Source organism: Novosphingobium sp. P6W (assembly GCF_000876675.2).
In the GTDB taxonomy this organism is placed as follows: Bacteria; Pseudomonadota; Alphaproteobacteria; order Sphingomonadales; family Sphingomonadaceae; genus Novosphingobium.
The window spans coordinates 147,878-170,280 of sequence record NZ_CP030354.1 but is presented as its reverse complement, the minus strand read 5'-3'; the positions used below and the strand labels follow the sequence as shown (position 1 = coordinate 170,280).

The following is a 22,403-nucleotide window of genomic DNA, read 5'->3' as shown; positions in this document are numbered from 1 at the left end:
TTATTTAGAAATATGAATGAACGAAATGCGCCATTTTCCAGTCCGGTCTTATTCTGAAACCGACAGCCGAAATGGCGAAATTCCGCGGATTTCGAACAGCTTGTGAGGAACTAGGTGCCTAAACCGCCGGACTCGTTTTTTCCTATACCGCAGGATGACGGCCGTATTGGCCCTGAAGCCGCGCCGACACCTCGGAAGAAAAGCCCTGACCGCCAGGCGCTGCTGCCGCTGGTAACCACCTTGCGCACGGCCGAACGGGTGGTGATCGACGCGCCCCTCCTCGAAGCCTTCCAGGCCGCCGCCTCGCGCCATACCCTGCTGGCACTGCGCTCGGATCTGACTGCGTTCGATCTGTGGTGCCGCCAGCATCGCCGGATTACGCTGCCAGCCAGCGCGGGGGATGTGGCCGATTATCTCAAGTTCCGCGCAGGGCAGGGGGCCAAGCCGGCCTCACTCGCGCGCTACAAGGCCTCGATCGCCCGGCTGCACCAGCTGCTCGGGCTCGTCGATCCGACCACTGCGCCTCTGGTCAAGCTGACGCTGGCGGCGATCCGCCGCGACAAGGGCGTCGCCCAGCGCCAGGCCGCGCCGCTGCGCTTCAAGGGCCCTGTCGCCGACCTCGAGCGCGATCCGGCGCGGGGGCTCAATCTGCGCGCGCTGCTCGAGAGCTGCGGCGCGGATCCCATGGGCCTGCGCGACCGTGCGCTGCTCAGTCTTGCATACGACACGGGTCTGCGCGCCAGCGAACTCGTCGCGGTTACGCTGGAGCACATCGTGCCGGCAACCGATCCCGACGCACGGCTGCTGACCATCGCGCGTAGCAAGGGCGACAGAGAAGGGGAGGGCGCCACTGCGTTCCTGAGCCCGCGGACCGTGCGCGCGGTGTACGCGTGGGCGGCAGCGGCCGGCATCGTTACCGGCCCGTTATTCCGGCGGGTGATCGTGCGGCACTACACGGCGCGGGCCCGCGTGCCCGGGCGTGACTTGTCGACGATATCGGGGCGGGAGATTTGGGACCTGCGCAAGACGTTGCCCAAGCCCGCAGTGCCGGCGCGCACCGAATATAGTTTCGGCGAGGCCGCTCTGCATCCGGGCTCGATCGGGCCGATCTGGCGGGCGATCATCCGGCGGGCTTTCGACCAGGGCGCTTTGCCGGATCTGACTAAGGACGACTTGGAGCACCTGCTGCAGCGGATCAGCGGACATTCCACGCGGGTCGGGCTCAACCAGGACCTGTTCGCGAGCGGTGAGGACCTGGCCGGAATCATGGACGCCTTGCGTTGGAAAAGCCCGCGTATGCCGCTCGCCTACAATCGCAACCTGGCCGCGGAGCATGGGGCGGCGGGAAGGCTCATGAAGAAGCTGGTGTAGATGTGGCTCCGGACCATGTGACCAATAAACTTAGGCGTTTGGCGCAGTGCTGATTCTGACCTGCGCGATCCTGCTGGGGCGGATCGACAGGACCGTGAAGTCGAACTCGACCCGCCGGATTTGATCGCCCACGTCGGGCATGCGCCCAAACTCGAAAAGCAGGAACCCGCCAAGGGTGCTATACCTGCCGCTGGACGGCCATTGATCTACTCCAAGCGGCTCGCGAAGATCGGACAGCGCGATCGTCGCATCCGCTTCGATCGTTCGGACATCCACCCGCGTCCACGCAGCTTCGTCCTCATCGTCCGCGAGATCGCCAGCGATCGCGGCAAAGATGTCGGTCGTTGTGACCACTCCGTCGATGCCGCCGCGCTCATCGACCACCACGGCGAATTTCTCGTCCGTCTCGCGCAGGACGTCGATAAGTTTGAGGGCGCTCAGATCCTCGTGCACGATGAGCGGACGCTCCACCAGGGCGACGAGATCGACTTCTTCGCCAGAGAGAATCGCCGGCAGCAAGCGGCGTGTTTCCGCAGTACCGAGCAGGTCGTCCAGCGATCCCCGGCATATCAGCACACGGGTTCTGCCGCTTTCGATCAGCCGTTCCGCGCTGCCCCGGATGTCGTCCTCGACGTCGAGCCAGAACACCTCCTCGCGCGCGGTCATGATCGCGCCCACCGGAAGGTCGGCCAGCGTGATCACCCCATGGATCATCTCTCGCTCGGCAGCTTCAAAGGCGTGGCCCTCATCGCTCGTGGCCGCGGCGCTTGCATCCCCGCCGTTGTCGCCAGCCTCGGGCGAACGTTCTCGCGGCGTCAGGAGGCGCAAGATGCTGTCGGCCGCGCGTTGCCGCAAAGGTTGTTGAGAGAGGGCCTTGCGGCGATTGCGCGTGCTGACCTGGTTGAACCCTTCGATCAGTATCGAGAAGCCGATCGCGGCGTAGAGGTAGCCCTTTGGAACGTGGAACCCGAACGCCTCGGCGACGAGGCTGAAACCGATCAGGAGCAGGAAGCTCAGGCAAAGGATGATGACCGTGGGATGCCGGCCGACGAAGGCCGTCAGCGGGCGGCTCGCCGCGATCATGATACCCATAGCCACGACCACGGCGGTCATCATCACCCACAGATGATCGACCATGCCCACCGCCGTGATGATGGAATCGAGAGAAAACACGGCGTCCAGCGCCAGGATCTGGGCAATCGTCACCCAGAACGTGGCCTTTACGGCGCCGTTGCCGCCGTCCTCGTCGTGGCCCTCCAGCCGTTCGTGGATTTCCATCGTGGCTTTGATGAGGAGGAAAACACCGCCGCCCGCCAGAATGATGTCCCGCCAGGAAAAATCATGGCCGAGCAGAGAGAACACCGTAGTGGTCAGCCCGACGATCCAGGCGATGCTGGCAAGCAGTATCAGGCGCATCACGAGCGCTAGCGAGAGGCCGAGCAGCCGCGCTTTATCGCGCTGATGCGCCGGCAGCTTGTCCGCCAGGATGGCGATGAAAACGAGATTGTCGATCCCGAGCACTACCTCGAGGAGGACAAGCGTCAGCAGTCCCACCCAAATTGAAGGATCAGCAAGCATTTCCATCGGGTTCGGCAATCCTATTGGTCATTGGCGGAATTTGAAAATCCCGCATCGGGTTGTTGGTTGGATTGGTTGCGTTTGCTCGCGCGCCGGCGGTTTCGCTGTTTGCTGCCCAGGACACGGGACGTCACTGCCATCGCCAGACTGGTCATTACCAGCACGGCGCCCCCGAATACCAGCAGATGCGCTTCGCTGATCCGCCACTGTGGCCCCATCATGCGTGCAGCTAGAATGCCAGGCGCGAACATCATCGGCACCCAGATAATGGCTGATACGATATTCGCGATCTGGAACGGCCGCTTGGCCATCCCGACTACCCCGGCCACAAGCGGAACCGTAGCGCGTATCGGTCCGAGAAAGCGTCCCAGGAAAACCGCCGTGAAGCCAAACCTTCGAAAGAACAGCCGGGTCCGGGCGACCATCGGACGATGTTTCTTGAGTGGCCAGCGATGGTAGATGGAAGGCCCGATCCACCGTCCCATTCCATACGACAGCCAGTCGCCCAGGATGGCTCCTAGGACCGCCCAGAACACAATCGGGGCGGGGTCAAGAACCCCGGCGCCCACCAGCCCGCCGACTGCCAGCATGACGGTAGTGGCCGGTATGAACAGCCCCAGCAGCGCCAGCGATTCGCCGAAGGACAGCAGGCCGACAATAGGACCCGCCCACATCCCGTGCTCGGCGACAAAACCAGCCACTCGGCTCGTCATGTCACCCACGGATTTGCTCCGATCGGCTTCGGTCCGCCGGTCACGACGACGCGCCTTCGCATGCTTTGGTTCTCGCATCGAAGCGATCTGCGCCGCCGATACTGAATCAAGGTCCTGCCGCTCCGCGATATGGGTCGTCCATGGAATCGGAAAGTGGAACGAGCGCCAAGGTCGCCGCGTTCCGCATCCTCATTGCGTCAGGCGTCATCAAGGGGCGATACGTCCCGCGAGCAGGCCAACAAGCAGCAGACTGCCAAGACCCACCCGGTAGATGACGAAAGACAGATAACTGCGCTGCGAGATGAGCCTGAGGAACACGACGATGACGCCGTAACCGGATGCAAATGCCGCCAGGGTCGCCAGGGCCGTGGGCATTGCCAGGTCAGCGGTGAATTCGTTCCAGTACCGGATCAGCTGATAGGTGCCGGACGCCAGCACCGCTGGAATGGCCAGCAAGAACGAAAAGCGCGCGGCGGCCTCTCGCCTGTATCCAAGCAGCAATCCTGCAGTGATTGTTCCTCCAGAACGTGACACGCCCGGAACAAGGGCCATGGCCTGAGCGAAGCCCAGCAGGATACCGTCGCGCCAGGTCAGCCTGCCCAGTGGCAACTGCTTATGCCCCTTGCGGTCGGCCACTCCCAGAAGCAGGCCAAACACGATCAGCATGATCGCCGTCACGTAGAGGTTTCGCAGATGGCCTTCGATGGCGCTTTTGAACAACACCCCCAGGATCGCGATGGGCAGCGTTCCGAGCAAAATCAGCCAGCCCATCCTTGCATCGAAGGGATCGGGATGTGCTGAAGGTAAGAACGATGCGAACCAGGCCGTGACGATGCGAAGGATGTCCCGGCGAAAGTAAAGCAGTACCGCCGCTTCCGTGCCGATCTGCACGACCGCGGTGAACGCCGCGCCGGGATCCCCAGAAGGCAGAAACGATCCGGCGACGCGCAGATGAGCGCTCGAGGAGACCGGCAAAAATTCGGTCAGCCCCTGAAGCAGCCCCAGCAACACGGCTTCAATCGGGCTCATGATGCCCGGCAGGCTTGGCGGGACGCGGGATGGTTCGGTTCACGGCTCGGCTATACGTTCGCGAAACCCGCCTTGCACATCCGCAGCCGGAACATTGGGACAAAGCAATGTTCCGGCCCGGCCTGCCTACTTTCCTCGGGCGACACACTTCCCGCCATCCGGGCCGACCTCGCCGGTGCAGGCGCGAACGGCCAACATCGGCGCCTCGACGTCGACCAGATGATTGCCGCCACCTCGACGCTCCAGGTCGAAACCATCGTAAAGCTTGCCTGATGCGGTGAAAGTCCGAAACTTCAGGCGATCTCCGGCGACATCGACCACCTGATACAGCTCCGTCGCTTCGGCGGTCTTGTCGGGTTGCGTGCGAGCGCGATCATTCAAACCATACATTTTCGAACCGGTGACCGACACGAGATAGACGGGGCCCTGCACCTTGCCGTCTGCGCGCATGACCGCCGAAGCCTCGCGGCCCGCCTCGGACGTCAGCCGGCTGTAACAGTGATCGTGCCCCTGCAGCACGAGATCGACCTTGCGGCTGTCGAATACCGGCTTCCACGCCGCCTTGACTTCAGAGGTATCCTGCGGGCGTGCACAGGTGAACACCGGCTGATGGAACAGCACGACGTTCCACCTGGCCTTGCTGGATGCCAGAGTCCCGTCAAGCCATCGGGTCTGCTGAGTCATGGTGCCCAGGTCGATAGCCGATGTCCCGTCGAGGACGATGAAGCGCACGCCCTGATAATCAAGAAAGTAGGTGGTCGCCTTGACCTCCGGCGCGCCGTTCGATGGCAGCGCGAACTGCAGCGGCCAGTACGGCCCGAGTTCGCGGCTCTCCGCCCCGTTGGGCATTGCGACATCGACATATTCATGGTTGCCGGTTGCCGGGACCTGCGGGACGATCCCCCAGTTGTAGCCGCCCGCCTCGTTGAACTCTCCCCATTCGTCGTCATGGTCGAGATCGTCACGCTGGGCCGCCAGATCACCGGCGTGAAGCACCAGTTCGATGCCGCCATTGGCGTGGAAGGCCTGGCGGATCACGCGGCTCGCATACGTCAGGATGCCGTTCTGGATGTCGCCGAGGTAAAGAAAACGGAATGGTTTTGCCTCTGTCGAAGCAGTTCGGAACTGCAGCCATTCGCTCCAACCGGCGCTGCCCTTGAGGCGGTATGCGTATACGGTATCGGGTGAAAGGGTCTCGAACTGGACATGATGGTAAAGCGCCGGGCCATTGGCGCTGTCCTTCTGCGCTCCCCGAGCGCCTGTGACAGCCTGAGCGTTTTCTTCCAATGTCGGCCCGTCCACCGCGACGGCAATCTGCGCCTCGCTCGTGACCTGTGCAACGTCGGTGCGCCAGGTCACGGCCATTCCGTGGGCGGGATCGGCCGCCGGTGTCAGGATGATCCGATCCGGCAGGTTGCGCGCTGCATAGGGCGTCCCGGCCGAACGCGGCACCGGGCTCCGCGCGGACGCAGGCGTCATCAGGCAGAGCGCCAGCGCACCCAGAGCTAGAGGCGTAAAACTGCGCATGAACTGCCCCTAAGTCGCGCCGACAAACGCATCGGTGCTTGGTCGAGCCTCCTTCAGGAAGCGGATGACGGCTCTGTGACAATCGGCGCGCAAACCCTGGCGAGACGCCTTTCATTGGGAATAATCAATCTGCGCCCTCATCACGGCCCGCGCATTTCCGTTGGCGATGGCGATATGGCAAAGGCATGCCGCGCGAAGAGGTTATAAACGACATGCGAATATTGGTGGTCGAAGACGACAGTGACATGGCGGACTTCATCAGCGACGGCCTGACCGCCTCCGGGCACGTGGTCATGACCGAACTGGACGCAGCCGCTGGCCTGCGCCGCGCCCAGCGCGAAAACTGCGATGTGCTCGTCATCGACCGCATGCTGCCCGACATGGACGGCGCCGACCTCGTCTCGCAGATGCGCGGCCTTGGGATGGCCGAGCCGATCCTGCTGCTGACGTCGCTGGGGGCCATCGAGGACCGGGTCAAAGGCCTGGGAAGCGGCGCCGACGACTATCTGGTCAAGCCCTTCGCTATGGCGGAGCTCGGTGCGCGCGTCGAGGCGCTTGGCAGGCGCGGGAAAGCCGGTCTGAGCGACACCTCGTCATGCGGCTCGCTCAAGATCGACCGCGTGCGACGGGAGGTCTGGCGCGAGGGGCGCCGCATCGTGTTGCAGCCTCGCGAATACGAGCTGCTCGAGCAGCTGATGCGGCAACCCGATCAGGTGGTTTCACGGGCCATGCTTCTGGAACAGGTCTGGCACTTCCATTTCGATCCCCAGACCAATATCGTCGAGACGCACATGAGCCGGTTACGCCAGAAACTGAACGCGGATTTCGCGTCCGATCCGATCCAGACCGTCCGGGGTGTGGGCTATCGTCTTCGCAGCGATGTTTAGACGCCTCGGGACCACGGGCCGGATCGTCGCCTTCTTTATTCTCTTTTATACGGCGGCGACCCTTGCACTTGGCGCCACCGTCTACGTCATTGGCGACAAGGCTCTGCGCGAACAGCTCGATGACCGCATCGATGTCGAGGCGGACTATCTCGTCGATGTCTACAATAGACGGGGCATGGCCAGCCTGCGCGATACCCTGCAGCGCCGCGACGATCGAGGCGTCAATGAGCTCGGCTACCTGCTGATCGGACCTCGAGGCCAGCATCTGGGCGGTGAGCTGTCGACAACCCCGCCCCCGATGGGTTGGAGTGAAATCCGGTTCCGCGACCAGGAGGACGAGATCGCCGCAGCCCGGGCATTTACGACCGTTCTGCCTGACGGAAGCCGGCTGACCGTCGCCGTGGAGCTGGCTCCCGCATACGAACTGCGGCAAACGGTCGTCAGGCTTCTCCTGTTCGGGTTCGGGACCATGCTCGTGGGCGGTATCGCGGGCGGCGTATTGCTGATCCGCGCCATTCGCTCGCGGCTCAGCGTCATGAACAACACGGCCCAGGCCATCATCGCGGGCGACATGACGCAGCGGGTGCCGGCGTCGCCGACGCGCGACGATGAATTCGACCGCCTCGCCCGCACGCTCAACACTATGCTCGAGAGAAACAGCGCGCTGATCGACAACCTGCGCCAGGTCTCGAGCGACATCGCCCACGATCTGCGGACCCCGCTGGCCCGGCTCCTCCAGAGAATGGAGCGTCTTTCCTCCGCCCTGCAGGGCGACCCGGTGCTTCATCAGGAAGTCGAGCGCGCGATAGGCGAGGCCAACGCCACGCTCTCCCTGTTCGGCGCATTGCTGCGCATCGCCGAAGTCGAATCCGGCACGTTGCGGCGGTATTTTCTGCCGCTCGATCTCAGTGCTACTGCCTGCAGCATAGCCGAAAGCTACATGGCGGTGGCCGAAGACAGCGGTCGCTCCTTGACGTGCCGGATCGAAGACGACGTGCGGGTGATCGGAGACAGGGACCTGGTGTCCCAGGCTCTCGTCAACCTTCTCGAGAATGCGATCCGGCACACGCCACCGGGCACTCGCATCCTCGTCACGGTCAGGCGTGAGCGCGCGCGCGCGGTGCTTGGGGTAGTCGATAACGGGCATGGCGTTTCCGCTGAACTGTGGGGCACGCTTGCCAAGCGTTTCACGCGCGGCGACAAGTCTCGTTCCGGACCGGGCTTTGGCTTGGGGCTCAACCTCGTAGAGGCCGTGGCGACTGTCCACGGGGGCGCCATGCGGTTCCGCGACGCGGGGCCTGGCCTGATCGTCAGTTTGGACATGCCTGTTGCGTAACCGCCTGTGTGGCCTCGAGCGCGGGTAGGTCCTCGTCCGCCGCGCGCCTGGCGATATGATCGGCGGTCCTTAGCGCCAGCGCCGCGATCGTGAACGTGGGGTTCGCCCAGCCCGAGGTCGGGAACACGGAACTTCCCGCCACATACAGGTTGTCCACCCCGTGCACGCGGCATTGCGCATCGACCACACCCTGCTTGGGATCGGATGCCATGCGGGTCGTACCCATGTGGTGATAGCCACCGATGGGGTGGGAGCTGATCAGGCGATCTGTCTGCCAATGCCGGTTGTCTTGCGTCAGCCATTCCGCCGGGTCAACCGTGCCGAGCCCCAGCCGCTCCATTTCCCGGCGCATCGCCGCGACCAGTCGCTCTACGGAATGGATGTCGAGATCGCTCGTCTTCCAGTCAAGCTTGACGCGCGGGATGCCCAGCGCGTCGCGCGTTCGTGATAGCGTCACCCGGCTATCGGGATTGGGCGCCTGCTCAGCTCGAACGAGAAGCGCCATCTCCAGTTTGCCAAGCTTTTGCAGCAACCAGGGGCGCGCCGGATCGATGACTTTTTGCCCAATATGTGCGGCTCGCTTGACCGATAGCCATACTGCCCGCGAACCGCGCGTCGGCTCAAGGTCATGCTTCACACGATGATAGGCTCGCATCCCGGCGAACTGCGCATGTGCAGCGGGCTGTCTCGCTGCGACGGTGAAGGAGGTGTTGAGTATGCCTTCGCGTTCCTGGAGCTGGCGACCAGGCGCGAGAAGTGCCGCGACGTCCTGTCCTGCGATTCTCCTGCGTTTCCCGAATGCCTTGAGCAAAGACCAGACGTCGTTGGCGACGACCTTGCCGCCGCGGGCATGGGGGTGCTCCATGAAGAAGCGACCGACCAGGTCGTTCTCGTTCCCGAGACCCACGCCGTCATGCGATTGGGACGCCAGCAGGAGCCGGGGATTTTCGATACCACCAGCGGCAAGTACGAATGCACGCGCATGAAACCGCGCGCGGCGGCCAGCCAGGCTGCTCACTTCGACACAGGTGACCCGCCGTCCGTTCGCGTCGGTATGAATCCGTGTCGCGTTGGCATGCGTGAAGACGGTGCAGCGTGGGTGGCTGACGAGGTCATCGCTGCCCGCGAATGTGAAGCGATTGGAGCGCTGATCGAACGTCCAGAACCTGTAGGACAGTTCGTCGTCGTCGAAACTCGGCAGGTTGCCACCCGCACGGTTGAACTCCCTCAGGGACGCCCGGCTCCAGGGAAGGCCGAACACCTGCCTGGCTTCATCGTAATAGGGTTGCATGTCCGCTAACGTCACCGGCCATCCGGAATGAGGAACCCAGGGCCGCTTCTCGAAGTCGACCGCATCAAGCTCGGCTATGCGCCCCCCCAGATAGCGGTCGTTCCGCCGAAGAAGCGCAACCGCGAATGATGGAGCTCGTAATAGGGCTCACCGACATTTTCGCCGGCATTGAGATCTGCGCTGTCCGCCTCGTAGTCGAGCCCGCCGGACTCGAGAAGAGTAACGGTTCTTCCCGCCTTCAGGAGGCGGCGCGCCATCGTTATGCCGGCTACGCCGCCGCCGATGATGCAGACATCGGTGGCAAAATCGGCGAAGTCCGATTTCTCAAAGTCAACATGCATAAACTCGTACTCTGCCGCCAGGAGCGCGGATGATCCGATCGCTCCTTGATTTTCTCCTGCCTCTGGCCATCGCGGCCATCGTCCGTGTGTCGCCAATATAGGGCTGGAAACGCACAGCGCTGGTGCCCGAAACATTGATATTCCCCAATGTTCATCGATTGAGCAACCTGACGTATGGAAATTGAATCGGGTAGGGGTCACGCATCCCGGCATTCCCATTTGATGTAGGCCTTGTTGTCGCAAGCCCATGTTTCGTCGATTTCGACGAGAACGGCGGAGACGAGGCGCAGGAGCGCCTGTTCGTTGGGGAAGACCCTGACCTTTACGGTGCGGCGCTTGAGTTCCTGCTGGACGGCGCGCTCGATCGGGTTTGAGGTTCGCAGTCGCCGGCGGTGGTGCTCAGGCAGGGCGAAGACAGCCAGGCCCTCGGGGATGGCGTTTTCGAGCCAGTCGGCGAGCTTGGGCGCGGTTTTGCAGTAGCCCGCGACGAGCTCGTCGAGCGCGGCCTGTGCCTTTGCCAGCGAGCCGGCGTTCCAGACGCTGCGCAGTTCTGAGCCGATGCGAGCGCGGATGGCGACGTTGGGGGCGTGATGGATAGCATTGGCGGCGAGGTGGAACTGGCAGCGCTGCCAGGTGGCCGACCCGAGTACCGCCCGGCGCGCAGGCCTGCATGATCATCCGACACGATGAATTCGACGCCTCGCATGCCGCGTGCGACCAGATCATCGAGGAAGCCGCGCCAGTGGACCTCAGCCTCCGACAGGGCGACGCTGACACCGAGCACCCGGCGGCGCTCGTCAGATCCGATCCCGATCGCAGAGAATACTGCAGCATCGCGCACAACGCCGCCCTGGCGCATTTTCTCGTACCGCGCGTCGAGGATGAGGTAACGGATCTCGCCCAGTGGCCGGGTCCGCCACGCCTCCAGCTCCTCGTCAAGCAGGGCCGCAGCGCGGCTGACCTGCGAAGAGGACATTCCCTCGATGCCAAATTCGCGCAGCACCGCCTCGGTCTGTCGGGTGGAAACACCCTTCACGTACATCTCCGCCACCGCCAGCATGACCGCGCGCACGGAGCGGCACCCACGCTCCAGCGATTGCGGGTAGAAAGGCTGCCCGTCATGACCGGCGGTCTTGGGGACTGCCACATGCACTGTGCCCGCTGGCGTATCGATCCGCTTGGGCTTGTAGCCGTTCGCATAGCCACGCCGGTCGGGCGTTCGCTCATAGCGCTGCGCGCCCAGAAAGCGTTCACGCTCGATGCGCATCGCCATCTCGAAGGTGCGCGCGAACACGGCCGCAATCCCTTCGGGGCCGTGTTCGATCAACTGTTCCAGAACTGCCTCAATCGCTGTATCGTCGCGTTTGTCCATTCGTCTGCTCCATGGTTGGGTAGTGACTCCATGGAATGCTGAAGATGGGCAGCCGGTGCCGGGGCATGCCCCGGCACCGGCTTAACGGTCCCGACCCAAATGAATTTCCATACCTCTGGTTACACAACCTGTTCATCGGCCCTCCACGTCAGGGCATGGGGTTGGCGGAGAATAATGCGAACAAGGGAGAAGAAGGCTGGATCCGATGGCGAGCCTACCGTCACATGGCAACCAGAATGCTTGGCATGCGCCAGTTGGCCAGCAATGGGCTCGCCCTGCAAACTAACGAACCATGCTAAAGCCGAACCACAATTGCTGGAGGATCGAACGCGCCAAGCGGCCGCGCGTAATCGTCGACGCCGACGATTACTTCAAAGCCGCCAGGGCGGCGATGCTGAAGGCGCAACAATTGGGCGAAGCTTCGATGCACGCATCCGCTTCGGCGGCGACGTCGAGGATGGCGGCCAGGTCAGGATTGGCGAGTTTCTCAGTTGGCTCGTGCGCCGAACGCCGGGGCTTCAGATTCATATCCTGCGCTGATTGCAAAGTTAGCAGCATCGGCTCGGCCGGTCACACGCAGGCAAGACGTAACGGTCCGTTTGCCCTTGCTCTTACCCACAAGTGCCTTCTGGTGGCCTCGAGATTCGAGCTCCAGAGGTGGCCGGGTTGGTCTGCACAGGGATCGGCAACGGTTAAGTGGATTGTCTGCCGGCTTGCTCGATCTACCGTTCCCTGGCGTCATGTAGGGAGGGCGAAGCCCGACCGGAATGACGCCAGGGAATGTTTGCCAAATTCATGCTGCCATCGCCAAGGGCAGATTGTCAAAATAGGCCTGGTCCGGCGTTCGAGCGGCATGGCTCGAATGCGGCCTCCTTCCATTGTAAAAGTTCAGATAGCGGCCGATCGATGTGCGCGCCTCCCCGACGCCGCTGTAGGCATGCAGATAGACCTCCTCGTATTTCACAGAACGCCATAGGCGCTCGACAACGACGTTGTCGCGCCAGGCACCTCTGCCGTCCATGCTAATCGCGATCTTCTCGCGGAGCAGTACGCTGGTGAAGGCCGTGCTCGTGAACTGACTGCCCTGATCCGTGTTGAAGATCTCCGGTTTGCCGAAGCGCTGCAGCGCTTCTTCCAACGCTTCAACACAAAAATCGGCCTCCATCGTGATCGACACTCGCCAGGCAAGGACCTTCCGGCTGAACCAGTCGACAATGGCCACGAGATAGACGAACCCTTTGGCCATAGGGAGTGGAGTAGGAAGCGCATCAGCGCTTCCCCTCCCCGAACCGTACGTGCACCTTTCAGCGCATACGGCTCTCCATTCAACCCTGGCCCATGGCCATGGCGACGTCATGATAGCGGGAGGTAACGGTGTTTCGGATTTCGTCCCGGAAGATATAGGGATTTCGATCCGGGTTCCGCCACCGGAACTGCATTTTCTGGCTTGTGACCAGTCTGCGCAGCGCCTTGCCGACAGCTTTTCCCTGATTGCTACGACCATAAATCAGCCAAGTTTTCGACTGGCCGATGTCCGGTACACGGTACCATTTGCGCATCAGAGGCTTGATGCGTGACCGGTATTTCCGCGCCAACCAGTGCGCCATTTTCCAGAACACGACGGTGTCGATGCGCCGGAATATGCGCGCTGTGAAGTCGGTGAACTTGTAGAACGCAGCCCATCCCGCCAGTTGACGGTTCAGGCGATCGATCATGTCCACCGTGGCAACATCATGATTGCCGGAGAGCGCCTTGATCAATCGGTGGGCGAAGGTCTCGGCTTTCTCCTTGGGTATCGTCGAGACCACGGACATGCGTCCTCTTGATCCCCGCCTGCGGATGATCCGGTGCCCGAGGAACACGAACCCGTCATTGACGTGGGTGATATGGGTCTTGCCCATATTCAACGTCAGTTTAAGGCCGCCCTCCAGAAAGGTCCGGCATTCATCACGGATGGCCTCGGCGTGTGCCTTGGTGCCCTTGACGATGACGACGAAGTCGTCGGCGTAGCGGCAGTAGGCGACAGCAGGTTTCCATTGCCGGTTCTCGCGAACCGTGATGGGGCGTCCCTGCTGAATACCGAAGTTCCATGCCCAGCGATCCTTTCGCGCCTTGTCGCTGAGGTATTTCGCCTCCAGCCAGGCATCGAACTCATGGAGCATGATGTTGGACAGAAGCGGCGACAGCACGCCGCCTTGCGGAACACCTTCGCTCGAGGCGACGAACAGGCCACGATCAATGTGGCCTGCCTTCAGGAACCGCCAGAGCAGATCGACGAACCGATCATCCCTGATACGCCGCCGGATACAGCGAAGAAGAAGCCGATGGTGGACCGTGTCGAAGTAGCTCGCCAGATCACCTTCGATGACCCAGCGGCCCCGCGTCCCGGCGCCACCATCCTGCAACTGGATCTTCACTGTCCGGACTGCGTGATGCACGCTGCGTTCCGGCCGGAAGCCGTAGGAGAGGCGATGGAAGTCGCTCTCCCAGATCGGCTCCATGGCCATCAGCATCGCACGTTGGATGATGCGGTCTTTCAGGGTCGGGATACCCAGAGGTCGATTCTTGCCATTGGCTTTCGGGATATAGATTCGCCTGACCGGCTGCGGGATGTAATTCCCCGACAGCAAGTCCGTGCGCAGGCTGGCCAGATATTCTGCCAGTCCGGCCTGCATCCGCTGCTTGTCCATTCCGTCGATGCCCGGCGTATTGGCGCCACTTGACGCCAGCACGATCCGGGCTGCCTCGGCCAGCCACGCCCTGTCGGCGATGAGCCGGAGGAGACGATCGAACCTGCGGTTCGGATCGCTCTCGGCCCATGTCGCGAGCTTGTGCTGCATTTCGCTGATTATCAAAGGTCTTCACCTCGTTTGGTCAGGTAGTTTGCACTTCAAGCGGATTGAACTGTCCCCCTTCGCCATGTGACAGGCTTTCCCTGTCGCGGACTACTACGGGGACTCCGCCAGCATGGTGGACATCGGGGCCAACTCCCTTGGCATTCCATCATGCCTTCCCTCGTTCATATGCTGGACTTTCACGCGCTGGGGAGGCTGCCGGTCGCAGTCCTTGTCCTTGCGTCCTGCAAGTCGATGCCGATGCCATGGCCTGGCTGCGTTCTCTCCATGACTCCATGCGGGCGTGCTACGTGTACGACCGCAGTCGGATGTCGCCGACTTACGTATCCGGCGCCATCATCAGCATTCCGCCTGTTAAGCCGTGTAGGCGAAGGCGACATTTCAGCCCTCGGATGCGGATTAACCGGTTCGTGTTCCTCAACCTTCCAGCGCTACAGCCTCGGGGACCATCTCGGCGTAACGGCTTCACCTCAATCCCCTTTACCTGCGGGCTACGTCACCCTGTCAGTTGACGACAGGTCACCGCCGCTTGGGCTCATACCCCCTCACAGCAGAGGGCAGGGCAGTCGTTCATTCCTCCTTTCTCCTTTGCATTCCAACATACGCCCCCGGACCATCCGGGACGAGGCGCACTGTAGCTAATGTCTGTCGCCCAAACCTGATTAGGCCGTACGATCGCCAGCTTGCGCAACAAATAGGGATAAATCTTGTGTCCCGGCGCCGGCTTTGATGTGTTCGGCCGGCGATAAATCGCCTCGATCGCCATTTTCTTCATCAACGTGGCGACATGCTGGCGGCCGATTGCGATGCCTTCCTGACGGAGCAGGTCGCGCAGTATGCGACTTCCTGCGAATGGAAACTCCATGTGCAATTCGTCCATCCGCCGCATGATGGCGAGATCGGCAGCCGACACCGGCTTGGGCAAGTAGTACACGCTCCCTCGGCTGATCCCCAGGGCCCGGGCTTGCCGCTTTACCGGCAAGCTATGCGAGCGGTCGATCATCGTTTTGCGCTCGGCAACAGACCCGCCTTGCCGAGCGCTCCTGACAAAAAATCATTCACCAGCGTCAGTTCGCCAATCTTGGCGTGTAACGTCTTTACGTCGATCGCCGGTTCCGCAGCCTCGTTCCGCGTCTCGCTGCCAAATACACCGGCAGCCCCTTCCAGAAGCTGCGACCGCCAGGTTGTGATCTGGTTCGGGTGAACGTCAAAAAGCTGTGCCAGCTCCGCCAGCGTCTTCTCGCCCTTTACGGCGGCTAAGGCCACCTTCGCTTTGAATGCCGGGCTGTGGTTCCTACGGGGGCGTTTGCTCATCTCTACTCCTGTCACGCGGCCATCCTGGCCGCCGTCAGGCAGAAAATCCACTTATCCCGGTGTCCAGTTTTCCCAAGCCACCTCTTTCTGCAGGCGATCCTAGCGGGAAAATATGGTTATGCAATAACTGCGGTTCACCTGAGGATCGAAGTGACAGGCCTTGATCACCGCCACCTTGGCGTTGTCGGGCACCAGCAACTGGGGAACGCCGCAAAAGAAAGCGAACGCGGCATCGTTGCCCGCGATCCAGTCGGGGAACTGCTCGGTCCATGTCGCCAGGGCAAATGACAGGCTCGATCCGCCCATCACAGCTACGAAGATGTGGGCTCCACGAACTTCCCCGGTCCGCCGGTTCACCACGACGGGCACCGTGTCGCCAGCGTAGTCGAGGAACAGCTTCTCGCCGCCGGCATGGCTCTGGCGCATGACCAGCGGCAGGCGGCCTTCCCACCGACGGAAGAGATCGCAAAACCTCGAGTAGCGATACCCGTCCGGATGTTCGGCGCGGTATTCCTCCCAAAGCACCTGCAGTGTCACGTGCTTGCGCTTCAGTTCGCGCGCTACCGCCGGCCAGTCCGGCTCCGGCAGCTTCCGCCGCCCGGGCTTTACGCCTGGGATTCCATACAGGCGCTCCTCCAGGTCCGCGTCGCCGATCTCAGGCGGTAGCGGCCAAGAAAGCCCCGAACGCTCAAACCGCTTCAACGTGTCCCGCACCGTCGTCGGGCCTGCCCGAACACGCTCGGCAATGCACCGCGTCGAAAGCCTGGCATCCAGGCTCAACCTCAAAATCTCGCGCACTTGGCGCATCACAACCCTCCTCGTCGGCATCCAATCCTCCTGGCTGCTTAGCCAGAGAACTGGTTCCAACGATCAGGCTTCACGTCACTCGAAACTGCGCGCGATCCCATCGGAATGCTGCGCGGATAATTCTCGGAACGCTGCGCGCGATCATCTCGGAATGCTGCGCGCCATCAGATCGGAATGGTGCGCGCGATGGCCCCGGAATCCGCACGGTTACACATGTAGAATTTCTCGTTCTGCGAAAAGCGCCGGAGGCTTGGCCGGTGATAGTGGTACTTTCTCGCTGTGCGGCATCGCACAATCAAGCGGCAACGCCGTCGCTCGGAAACCAGCCCGCGCCGTGGTTGGTTCCGCAAGCATGACGGTAGCTATCGATAGTGCAGGGGAGGATGGTAGACCGGCCGCCGTTGGCGGGCCGCGACGGAATGGCCAAACCGCCGCGGTCCTGCTCTTGTCAGTTTGATCAGAACTTGAAGCGGGCGCCTACTTCGAAGGTACGATCATAGGTGCGCGTATCACGCGGGGTGCTGGAGTAGTCCCCAGATGCGTTCAAGCCCTTGAAGCGATCCTGGTAGGTACGATCGGTGATGTTGGTCGCATCGAAGGTGATCGTGAAGGCTGGCGTCAGATCGTAGCTGGCCGAGAAGTCGAGCTGACCGGTGGGGTCGGCGACGACCGAGTTCGCCTGGATGCCACCCGCATTGTAAGTGTCGACGAAGCTCGAACGCCAATTGTAGGCGAGGCGAGCCGAGATACCGTACTTTTCGTAGATCGCGACGAGATTGTACGAATACTTCGACACGTTGACGAGGCGCTGGCTGCCGCCGTTGATGGGATCGTCGTTTTTGCCTTCGATGTAGGTGCCGTTGATCTGGGCACCCAGTCCGCTGAGCGCGCCCGGCAGGAAGTCGAAGAACTGTTGGTAGGCCAGTTCGATACCCTTAAGTGTACCCTTCACCCCGCGCGGACGGCTCACCAGCCAAGTCTGCCCCTGGTACTGCTCGGGCGCCGCGTAAGTCTGGATGTAGCCGTCGAACTTGCGGTAGAACGCCGCAGCGGTCAGCGAGGTGTTGCTGCTGATGTAGTATTCGACCGTGGCATCATAGGCATCCGACTTGATCGGCGCCAGGTCCGGATTGCCGCCACTGCCGGTCCCGGCGTAGCCTTGGTTGCCGGTCGAGCCGCTGGGCACGTAAGTGACGAGCGGGTTGAGGTCGGCGAAGTTCGGACGGGTGATGGTCTTGCCTGCAGCGAGGCGCAGCTTCAGGTTGTCGGCAAGACCGAAGCGGATGTTGATGCTGGGCAGGACGTCTACGTAGTTCTGCTTGCTCTCCACACCGTTGCCGGAAAGGTTCTGGACGGTATTGACCACCCGGGCGCCGACCACGCCGTCGACAGGCATCGAGCCGATGTCAAAGCGATAGGCGGCCTGACCGTAAAAGGCGTAAGTCTTCTCGACGTCGGCGAAGGCGAGGTTGGGCTCGTAGGGACGATCGCCGGCTGCCTGGCCGAACCAGCTGCGAACGGTGTCGCTGTTGCCGAGCAGGTAGTCGCCATCGGCATCGAGGAACGAGCCGATACCCGCCTTGCCCTTGACGAGACCGCTGGGCGAGAGGTCCCAGAAGTTGGTCGGCAGGGTGCTGACGAGAACCGGGTTAGTCGCCGCGAGCGGGATCGACGCGGTAGCCTGCGAGTCAACCTTGCGGTTGGTATAGCGGGCACCAACCTTGAGCGCCGAAAGGAAGCCGTCGTCGAAACGGTGTTCGACGTCGGCGCGCCAGGCCCACTGCTTGCTGACCGCAACGCTGTGGTTGTCGAACAGCGTGCGCAGCGTGAAGTTCGCCGGATCAGTCAGGTCCACGCCCTGGATGTTGATGTTTGGTGTGCCGCCGACATCGAACTGGTACACCGCCGTCGGGGCGTTGAACGAGGTGTCGACGATCATGTTGCGGTTGGCGATCTTGCTGCGGTTGTACGTCAGCTCGGTCGTCAGGGTCGTGAAGTCATCGGCTTCGTACTTGAGGCCGCCATTGATCTGATAGGTGGTGGTCTTGTCCTTGTACGCCTGATTGCTGGTGATCGTGTAGGCGTCGCGAACGGTGACGCCGCTGGCAAGGCTCGGATAGTCCGCGTCAGGCGTCACCGAAGTGACGAGGCCATTTTTGGGCAGGCCGACGAAGAAGTCGGTGTCGTAGCGGTTCTTGTACTGCGTGTAGATGCCGTCGACGTAGACTTCAAGGTTCGACGCCGGCCGCCACTGGAACGAGCCGTTCTACGCCATGCGCTTGCGGTCGCCCTGCGTGTAAAGGCCGCCCACGGTGTCGGGCACGCCGACCATGTTGCCGGTGGCGGGATCGGCGATCGGGTTCGAGACGAAGTCAAACGCCGTGTTGTCCTCGAAGCGGCGACGGTTGTACGAAGCTGCAAGCATCAGCCCGATCTCGCCGATCGGGGTTTCCCAGCGGTTGCTGACAAGGCCGCTGCCGAGGTAGCTCCATTTGTCCGACTGGTCGCTGTAGATCGCGCGGCCACCGCCGGCGATCTCGAGGCCGTTGAAATCGAACGGACGACGCAGGCGAACGTCGATGACGCCAGCAACGCCGCCTTCGACGAGATCAGGAGTGCTGGTCTTGTAGACGTCGACGCCAGCCAGCAGTTCGGCGGGAATGTCCTGAAGGGCGACGCCGCGCTGGGTGCCCGTAAAGGCTTCGCGGCCATTGAGCAGCGTGGCGGTGTTGGGGAGGCCGCGGATCAGCACGGTACCGGCTTCACCGGCGCCGCGGGTCACCTGGACGCCGGTTACGCGCTGAAGTGCATCGGCCACAGTGTTGTCGGGAAGCTTGCCGATGTCCTGGGCGACGATCGAGTCGACGATCTGGACCGAGTTCTCCTTGATCCGCTGCGCACTCGCTAGCGATGCGCGAACGCCCGTGACGATGATCTCTTCGGACGACGCATCGGCGGAAGGTCCTTCAGGCCCCTCGGGAGCGGCAGCGTCCTGGGCGTGCGCCACCGCAGCCAAGCTAAGCGCAAAAACGGACGCAGTGCAAAACGCGAATGGCTTGAATACCATGATATCAACCTCCCCAACGGGACTGGCCGACACCATGCCCCTCCAATTACCTTGCTAGGTATTAGTCTGACTAATCCGCTGCAAGCAGAAAAACACTGAACTGAAAAAAAGCTTTCGCGATGCCACCGATCGGACGCGAACATCGCCGGAAATCGCGACATTCCCGCGTGGATTGTGGAGCGCCCCGGCCAAACTGGAGGGCGGTTTCTCGCTCGATCGGCAGCAACGCGAGGCGCACTTTGTCCTAGGAATGGCCCAGTGTCTTTCAGGCAAATGCTTAGAAGACAAGCGGACCACCCCGCCGTTCTCGCCCCCGCGGCGGAAGCGGTCAGGGTCTTGAGCGGTGCCCCTGGTGTGGGGCGCGGACCACGGCTCATCGGCCGCGGCGACGATACACTAGTCGTTTAGCTCCGGCCGGCCGCGACGCACCGCTAACACTCTAGCGCGTCGCGGCCATTAAAGAGGGCCACCAGTCTTCTCGTTGGGCCGTGTTTGACAATAGTAGGACCGTCGACGTCCGACTCTAAGAACCTTCTCGTGCGGCACTCTGGGCGAAGCACATGGAGATTATTGCACTGATAAGGAGCATGGGACTGGGGATGGCCGTGCCATTTAGATAGTTGCGCATACCCTTACCAACGAAGGTATCTGAGCCGTAGTACTCCGCCGAATTGCTAGATGCCTTGGCTTCTGATCGGCCTCGCCATCAAGAAGGCCGCCGCTTATCTTCTGTGTACGAAACTATCGAGATACTGATAGGAAGGGGCAGGTCCCAGAGAGCGCAACCATCTACTGTAATGAAGCGCTGTTCAATATTGCGCTACTTGTGGCGGCGAAAGCTCTTTGGCCGAGAAATCGTCTCACTCCTGCCAGTCACTTCACCGCACACAAATGATGGCGCGAGCGGAACGCCGAAGCATAGCGGTTCCCGCCTCCGGGCACACGCAGGCCCGACAGAACAGTGCTGCGTTCACTACAGGACTAGCGGTGAAAGGCCGCGTCAGCCCAGCTTACGGGCAACTGCTCGTTCACTACGCCGGGAGCACGGGCGACGAGTTCGATTAAACGGACGTTATCTATGTCGACGCTTAACTGCTGGGCTGGGGTGCCCTGCGTGTGCGGCGCGCTCCTGCCCAGAAGACGGCCATCACCGTAAATCTCAAACGTCACTGCATGACGTGCATCCGATGCCGAATCGTCAACACCGACTGTCACCGTCAAGCGCCTAAAATCTGCATTTCGAACCTCCATGCGGGAATTGGCGAGTATCCCCAATCCATGAGCATAGCGCTGCCCTGAGATCTGCAATTCGCGACCAAACGGCGTTGCATCTGCTTGCGCGCCGCCCCAGCCCGCGTACATAGGGCGCGGTCCGACACCACGGCTTCCGCCGCCCCACGGCGCGAGAGCGCGGTGGATTGTCGGATCGGGCTGAGGGAGCGTCACGCCGTCCACTGCGGGATTGACCGAGCCTGGGATTTCCGAGAGGTAGATGCCATCGGCGAGTTCCCGCACACCACGGGCGCGGAACACCAGTGTCTCCCGCGGCATGACCTTCATGACCGTCTCGCCGCTGAAGCTGGCGGCAGCATCAGTCCATTGATCGACCAATCGCACAGGTGCGTCCTTGCGGAATTTAAGGTGCGCGGACGTTAGATTGGCATCGATAGGTCGAGATGAGCGGTTGAAGATCGCAACTCCCTTCTCCCCGTTTGCCAATGTCTTCACAAAGATCTGAAGATCATCGCTGTCGAACGCCAGCACGGCCTGGTTGCCGGCCGGATCCTGGTTCATTGAGATCAGGGATGCGTTGCCAAGGATCTGCATCAATGCGGAGGGCGTGTCGCGCAGATCGCTGCCGATTAGAAGGGGCGCGTTAATCATTGCCCAGAGCGCGAAATGGGATCGAGCTTCGGTCAGGTGGGCGGCATCGAAATCGCCCTTCCCGACAAACAGCATGTCGGGATCGTTCCAACTGCCCGGATGCGCGTAGAGCGGCCGCTTGGCGGCGCTGTCAAAGTTTGTGAGCATCCGCCCCCAATCAGCAGTGATGTCGTCGCTAGTGCGCGACACGTTGCCGATATCCTTGCCCCAGGCCCGGACGTTGGCGGCACCCCAGATGCAGAGCGAGAGGACGTAATCGCCGTCGGGATTGTAACGATCGAGAGCCGCCTTCACATTGCCGAACATCGCCTGCACCGCCGGGATATTCGACAGGGCGACGGTTTCTAGGCTTAGAATCGGTTCGAGGGCCTGGTATCGTCCCGAGCTCACGAGATCGCTGGACGCGCCATAAGCACGAAGCCCACAGCCGTCGATCTTGATGTAATCGAATCCCCAATCGCCGAAATACAGCTTAATGTCGCGATCAATGTTACCGTAGAGACCGACCTCCCGTTCCATCATAGTACCGCGGGGCAGATTAGGCTCGTTCGGCCCATAAGCCTGCGCGCATGTATTGCGGCCAAGATCGCTGTAGAGCCCCGCCTTCAGGCCCATCGCGTGCAGCCGGTTGGTGAACGGTCGGAAGGACGTCGCCCCGTCGGCCGTGCGTGCGGAGGGAAACTTGTCGCTGCGCACCAGCATCCGACCGTCGGAACGCCGATGGTCCCACCATCCTTCGTCGAGGTTGACGTAACGATAGCCTTTTGCCGCCAGCCCAGAATCGACAATCGCTTTGGCCGACGCAAAAACCTTTTCCTCGTCAATGTCCGTGCCAAACGCGTTCCACGAGTTCCACCCCATTGGAGGGGTCTCAGCTTGACCCGTCGTATTGGCCGACCACCGGCCGGTCGGGCGAAGCGGGTCGGGTTGCTGCGCGATAGCTGACGTGCTCAGGAACAGCGTAGTGGCAAGAAGGAGACCATATTTCATGCAGTAAACCCGTTGATTTCTCGAAGTGTTAGCGACGAGAC

General features: G+C 61.9%; 14 protein-coding genes and 4 pseudogenes. 3 read left to right on the top strand and 15 right to left on the bottom strand.

Translation table 11 applies throughout. The annotated features are described in order from the left end of the window. Positions 1-222: 222 nt before the first annotated feature. Positions 223-1,371 (top strand): tyrosine-type recombinase/integrase, encoded by a 1,149-nt coding sequence (locus tag TQ38_RS26545; RefSeq protein WP_370059860.1) that lies wholly within the window; start codon positions 223-225, stop codon positions 1,369-1,371. Positions 1,372-1,401: 30 nt separating this feature from the next. On the opposite strand, the gene TQ38_RS26540 is transcribed toward TQ38_RS26545, so the two are convergent. The 4 genes from TQ38_RS26540 to TQ38_RS26525 all read right to left on the bottom strand — a co-directional run bounded on the left by TQ38_RS26540 (position 1,402) and on the right by TQ38_RS26525 (position 6,170). Beyond that, entirely contained in the window at positions 1,402-2,955 is a 1,554-nt protein-coding gene (locus tag TQ38_RS26540) for a transporter associated domain-containing protein (protein ID WP_043978831.1), read from the bottom strand. Positions 2,956-2,969: 14 nt separating this feature from the next. Continuing rightward, positions 2,970-3,662: a DedA family protein gene (locus TQ38_RS26535; protein WP_043978829.1), complete on the bottom strand. Its 693-nt coding sequence runs from the start codon at positions 3,660-3,662 to the stop codon at positions 2,970-2,972. Between the two features lie 207 nt (positions 3,663-3,869). Further along, entirely contained in the window at positions 3,870-4,691 is an 822-nt protein-coding gene (locus tag TQ38_RS26530; protein ID WP_043978826.1) for an undecaprenyl-diphosphate phosphatase, read from the bottom strand. Positions 4,692-4,817: 126 nt separating this feature from the next. Then, the gene (locus tag TQ38_RS26525) at positions 4,818-6,170 is read right to left on the bottom strand and encodes a metallophosphoesterase (protein WP_370059859.1); all 1,353 of its coding nucleotides are present in this window, start codon (positions 6,168-6,170) and stop codon (positions 4,818-4,820) included. 233 nt (positions 6,171-6,403) lie between these two features. Here TQ38_RS26525 and TQ38_RS26520 point away from each other — a divergent pair, with 233 nt between their 5' ends. Then, the gene (locus tag TQ38_RS26520) at positions 6,404-7,105 is read left to right on the top strand and encodes a response regulator transcription factor (RefSeq protein ID WP_304481818.1); all 702 of its coding nucleotides are present in this window, start codon (positions 6,404-6,406) and stop codon (positions 7,103-7,105) included. Further along, positions 7,074-8,441 (top strand): HAMP domain-containing sensor histidine kinase, encoded by a 1,368-nt coding sequence (locus TQ38_RS26515; RefSeq protein WP_162792421.1) that lies wholly within the window; start codon positions 7,074-7,076, stop codon positions 8,439-8,441. Before TQ38_RS26520 ends, TQ38_RS26515 begins: the two co-directional genes overlap by 32 nt. Here TQ38_RS26515 and TQ38_RS26510 read toward each other — a convergent pair. From TQ38_RS26510 to TQ38_RS26465, 11 genes and pseudogenes are all read right to left on the bottom strand, one after another. Next, a complete protein-coding gene (locus tag TQ38_RS26510; protein ID WP_240198224.1) occupies positions 8,416-9,732 on the bottom strand; it encodes a GMC oxidoreductase in 1,317 nt (438 codons plus the stop codon). The two genes, TQ38_RS26515 and TQ38_RS26510, sit on opposite strands and share 26 nt — an antisense overlap. Positions 9,733-9,806: 74 nt before the next feature. Further along, positions 9,807-10,073 (bottom strand): FAD-dependent oxidoreductase, encoded by a 267-nt coding sequence (locus tag TQ38_RS31145; RefSeq protein ID WP_240198223.1) that lies wholly within the window; start codon positions 10,071-10,073, stop codon positions 9,807-9,809. Between the two features lie 197 nt (positions 10,074-10,270). Continuing rightward, positions 10,271-11,445: pseudogene (locus TQ38_RS26505) on the bottom strand (IS256 family transposase). 366 nt (positions 11,446-11,811) lie between these two features. Further along, positions 11,812-11,973: a hypothetical protein gene (locus tag TQ38_RS30240; protein ID WP_162792420.1), complete on the bottom strand. Its 162-nt coding sequence runs from the start codon at positions 11,971-11,973 to the stop codon at positions 11,812-11,814. Positions 11,974-12,238: 265 nt separating this feature from the next. Then, a pseudogene (locus TQ38_RS26495) lies at positions 12,239-12,703 on the bottom strand (transposase); the annotation flags it as partial. A 67-nt stretch (positions 12,704-12,770) separates the two neighbouring features. After that, entirely contained in the window at positions 12,771-14,300 is a 1,530-nt protein-coding gene (ltrA, locus tag TQ38_RS26490; protein ID WP_205316031.1) for a group II intron reverse transcriptase/maturase, read from the bottom strand. A gap of 634 nt (positions 14,301-14,934) precedes the next feature. Then, positions 14,935-15,614 (bottom strand): annotated as a pseudogene (locus TQ38_RS26485) (IS3 family transposase); the annotation flags it as partial. A gap of 123 nt (positions 15,615-15,737) precedes the next feature. Then, positions 15,738-16,421: pseudogene (locus TQ38_RS26480) on the bottom strand (helix-turn-helix domain-containing protein); the annotation flags it as partial. A 457-nt stretch (positions 16,422-16,878) separates the two neighbouring features. After that, positions 16,879-18,633, bottom strand: a complete 1,755-nt coding sequence (locus TQ38_RS26475; protein ID WP_240198238.1) for a TonB-dependent receptor — start codon at positions 18,631-18,633, stop codon at positions 16,879-16,881. Between the two features lie 54 nt (positions 18,634-18,687). Then, a complete protein-coding gene (locus TQ38_RS26470; RefSeq protein ID WP_162792419.1) occupies positions 18,688-19,488 on the bottom strand; it encodes a TonB-dependent receptor plug domain-containing protein in 801 nt (266 codons plus the stop codon). A 981-nt stretch (positions 19,489-20,469) separates the two neighbouring features. Continuing rightward, positions 20,470-22,362 (bottom strand): NPCBM/NEW2 domain-containing protein, encoded by a 1,893-nt coding sequence (locus tag TQ38_RS26465; protein WP_043978823.1) that lies wholly within the window; start codon positions 22,360-22,362, stop codon positions 20,470-20,472. Positions 22,363-22,403 lie beyond the last annotated feature (41 nt).

What these genes read in the sequence shown, in the direction of transcription:
- TQ38_RS26465 (WP_043978823.1), bottom strand. Translation starts at nt 22,362, where the DNA reads ATGAAATATGGTCTCCTTCTTGCCACTACGCTGTTCCTGAGCACGTCA.
- TQ38_RS31145 (WP_240198223.1), bottom strand. Translation starts at nt 10,073, where the DNA reads ATGCATGTTGACTTTGAGAAATCGGACTTCGCCGATTTTGCCACCGAT.
- TQ38_RS26520 (WP_304481818.1), top strand. Translation starts at nt 6,404, where the DNA reads ATGCCGCGCGAAGAGGTTATAAACGACATGCGAATATTGGTGGTCGAA.
- TQ38_RS26535 (WP_043978829.1), bottom strand. Translation starts at nt 3,662, where the DNA reads ATGACGAGCCGAGTGGCTGGTTTTGTCGCCGAGCACGGGATGTGGGCG.
- TQ38_RS26510 (WP_240198224.1), bottom strand. Translation starts at nt 9,732, where the DNA reads ATGCAACCCTATTACGATGAAGCCAGGCAGGTGTTCGGCCTTCCCTGG.
- TQ38_RS26530 (WP_043978826.1), bottom strand. Translation starts at nt 4,691, where the DNA reads ATGAGCCCGATTGAAGCCGTGTTGCTGGGGCTGCTTCAGGGGCTGACC.
- TQ38_RS30240 (WP_162792420.1), bottom strand. Translation starts at nt 11,973, where the DNA reads ATGAATCTGAAGCCCCGGCGTTCGGCGCACGAGCCAACTGAGAAACTC.
- TQ38_RS26470 (WP_162792419.1), bottom strand. Translation starts at nt 19,488, where the DNA reads ATGGTATTCAAGCCATTCGCGTTTTGCACTGCGTCCGTTTTTGCGCTT.
- TQ38_RS26525 (WP_370059859.1), bottom strand. Translation starts at nt 6,170, where the DNA reads ATGACGCCTGCGTCCGCGCGGAGCCCGGTGCCGCGTTCGGCCGGGACG.
- TQ38_RS26540 (WP_043978831.1), bottom strand. Translation starts at nt 2,955, where the DNA reads ATGGAAATGCTTGCTGATCCTTCAATTTGGGTGGGACTGCTGACGCTT.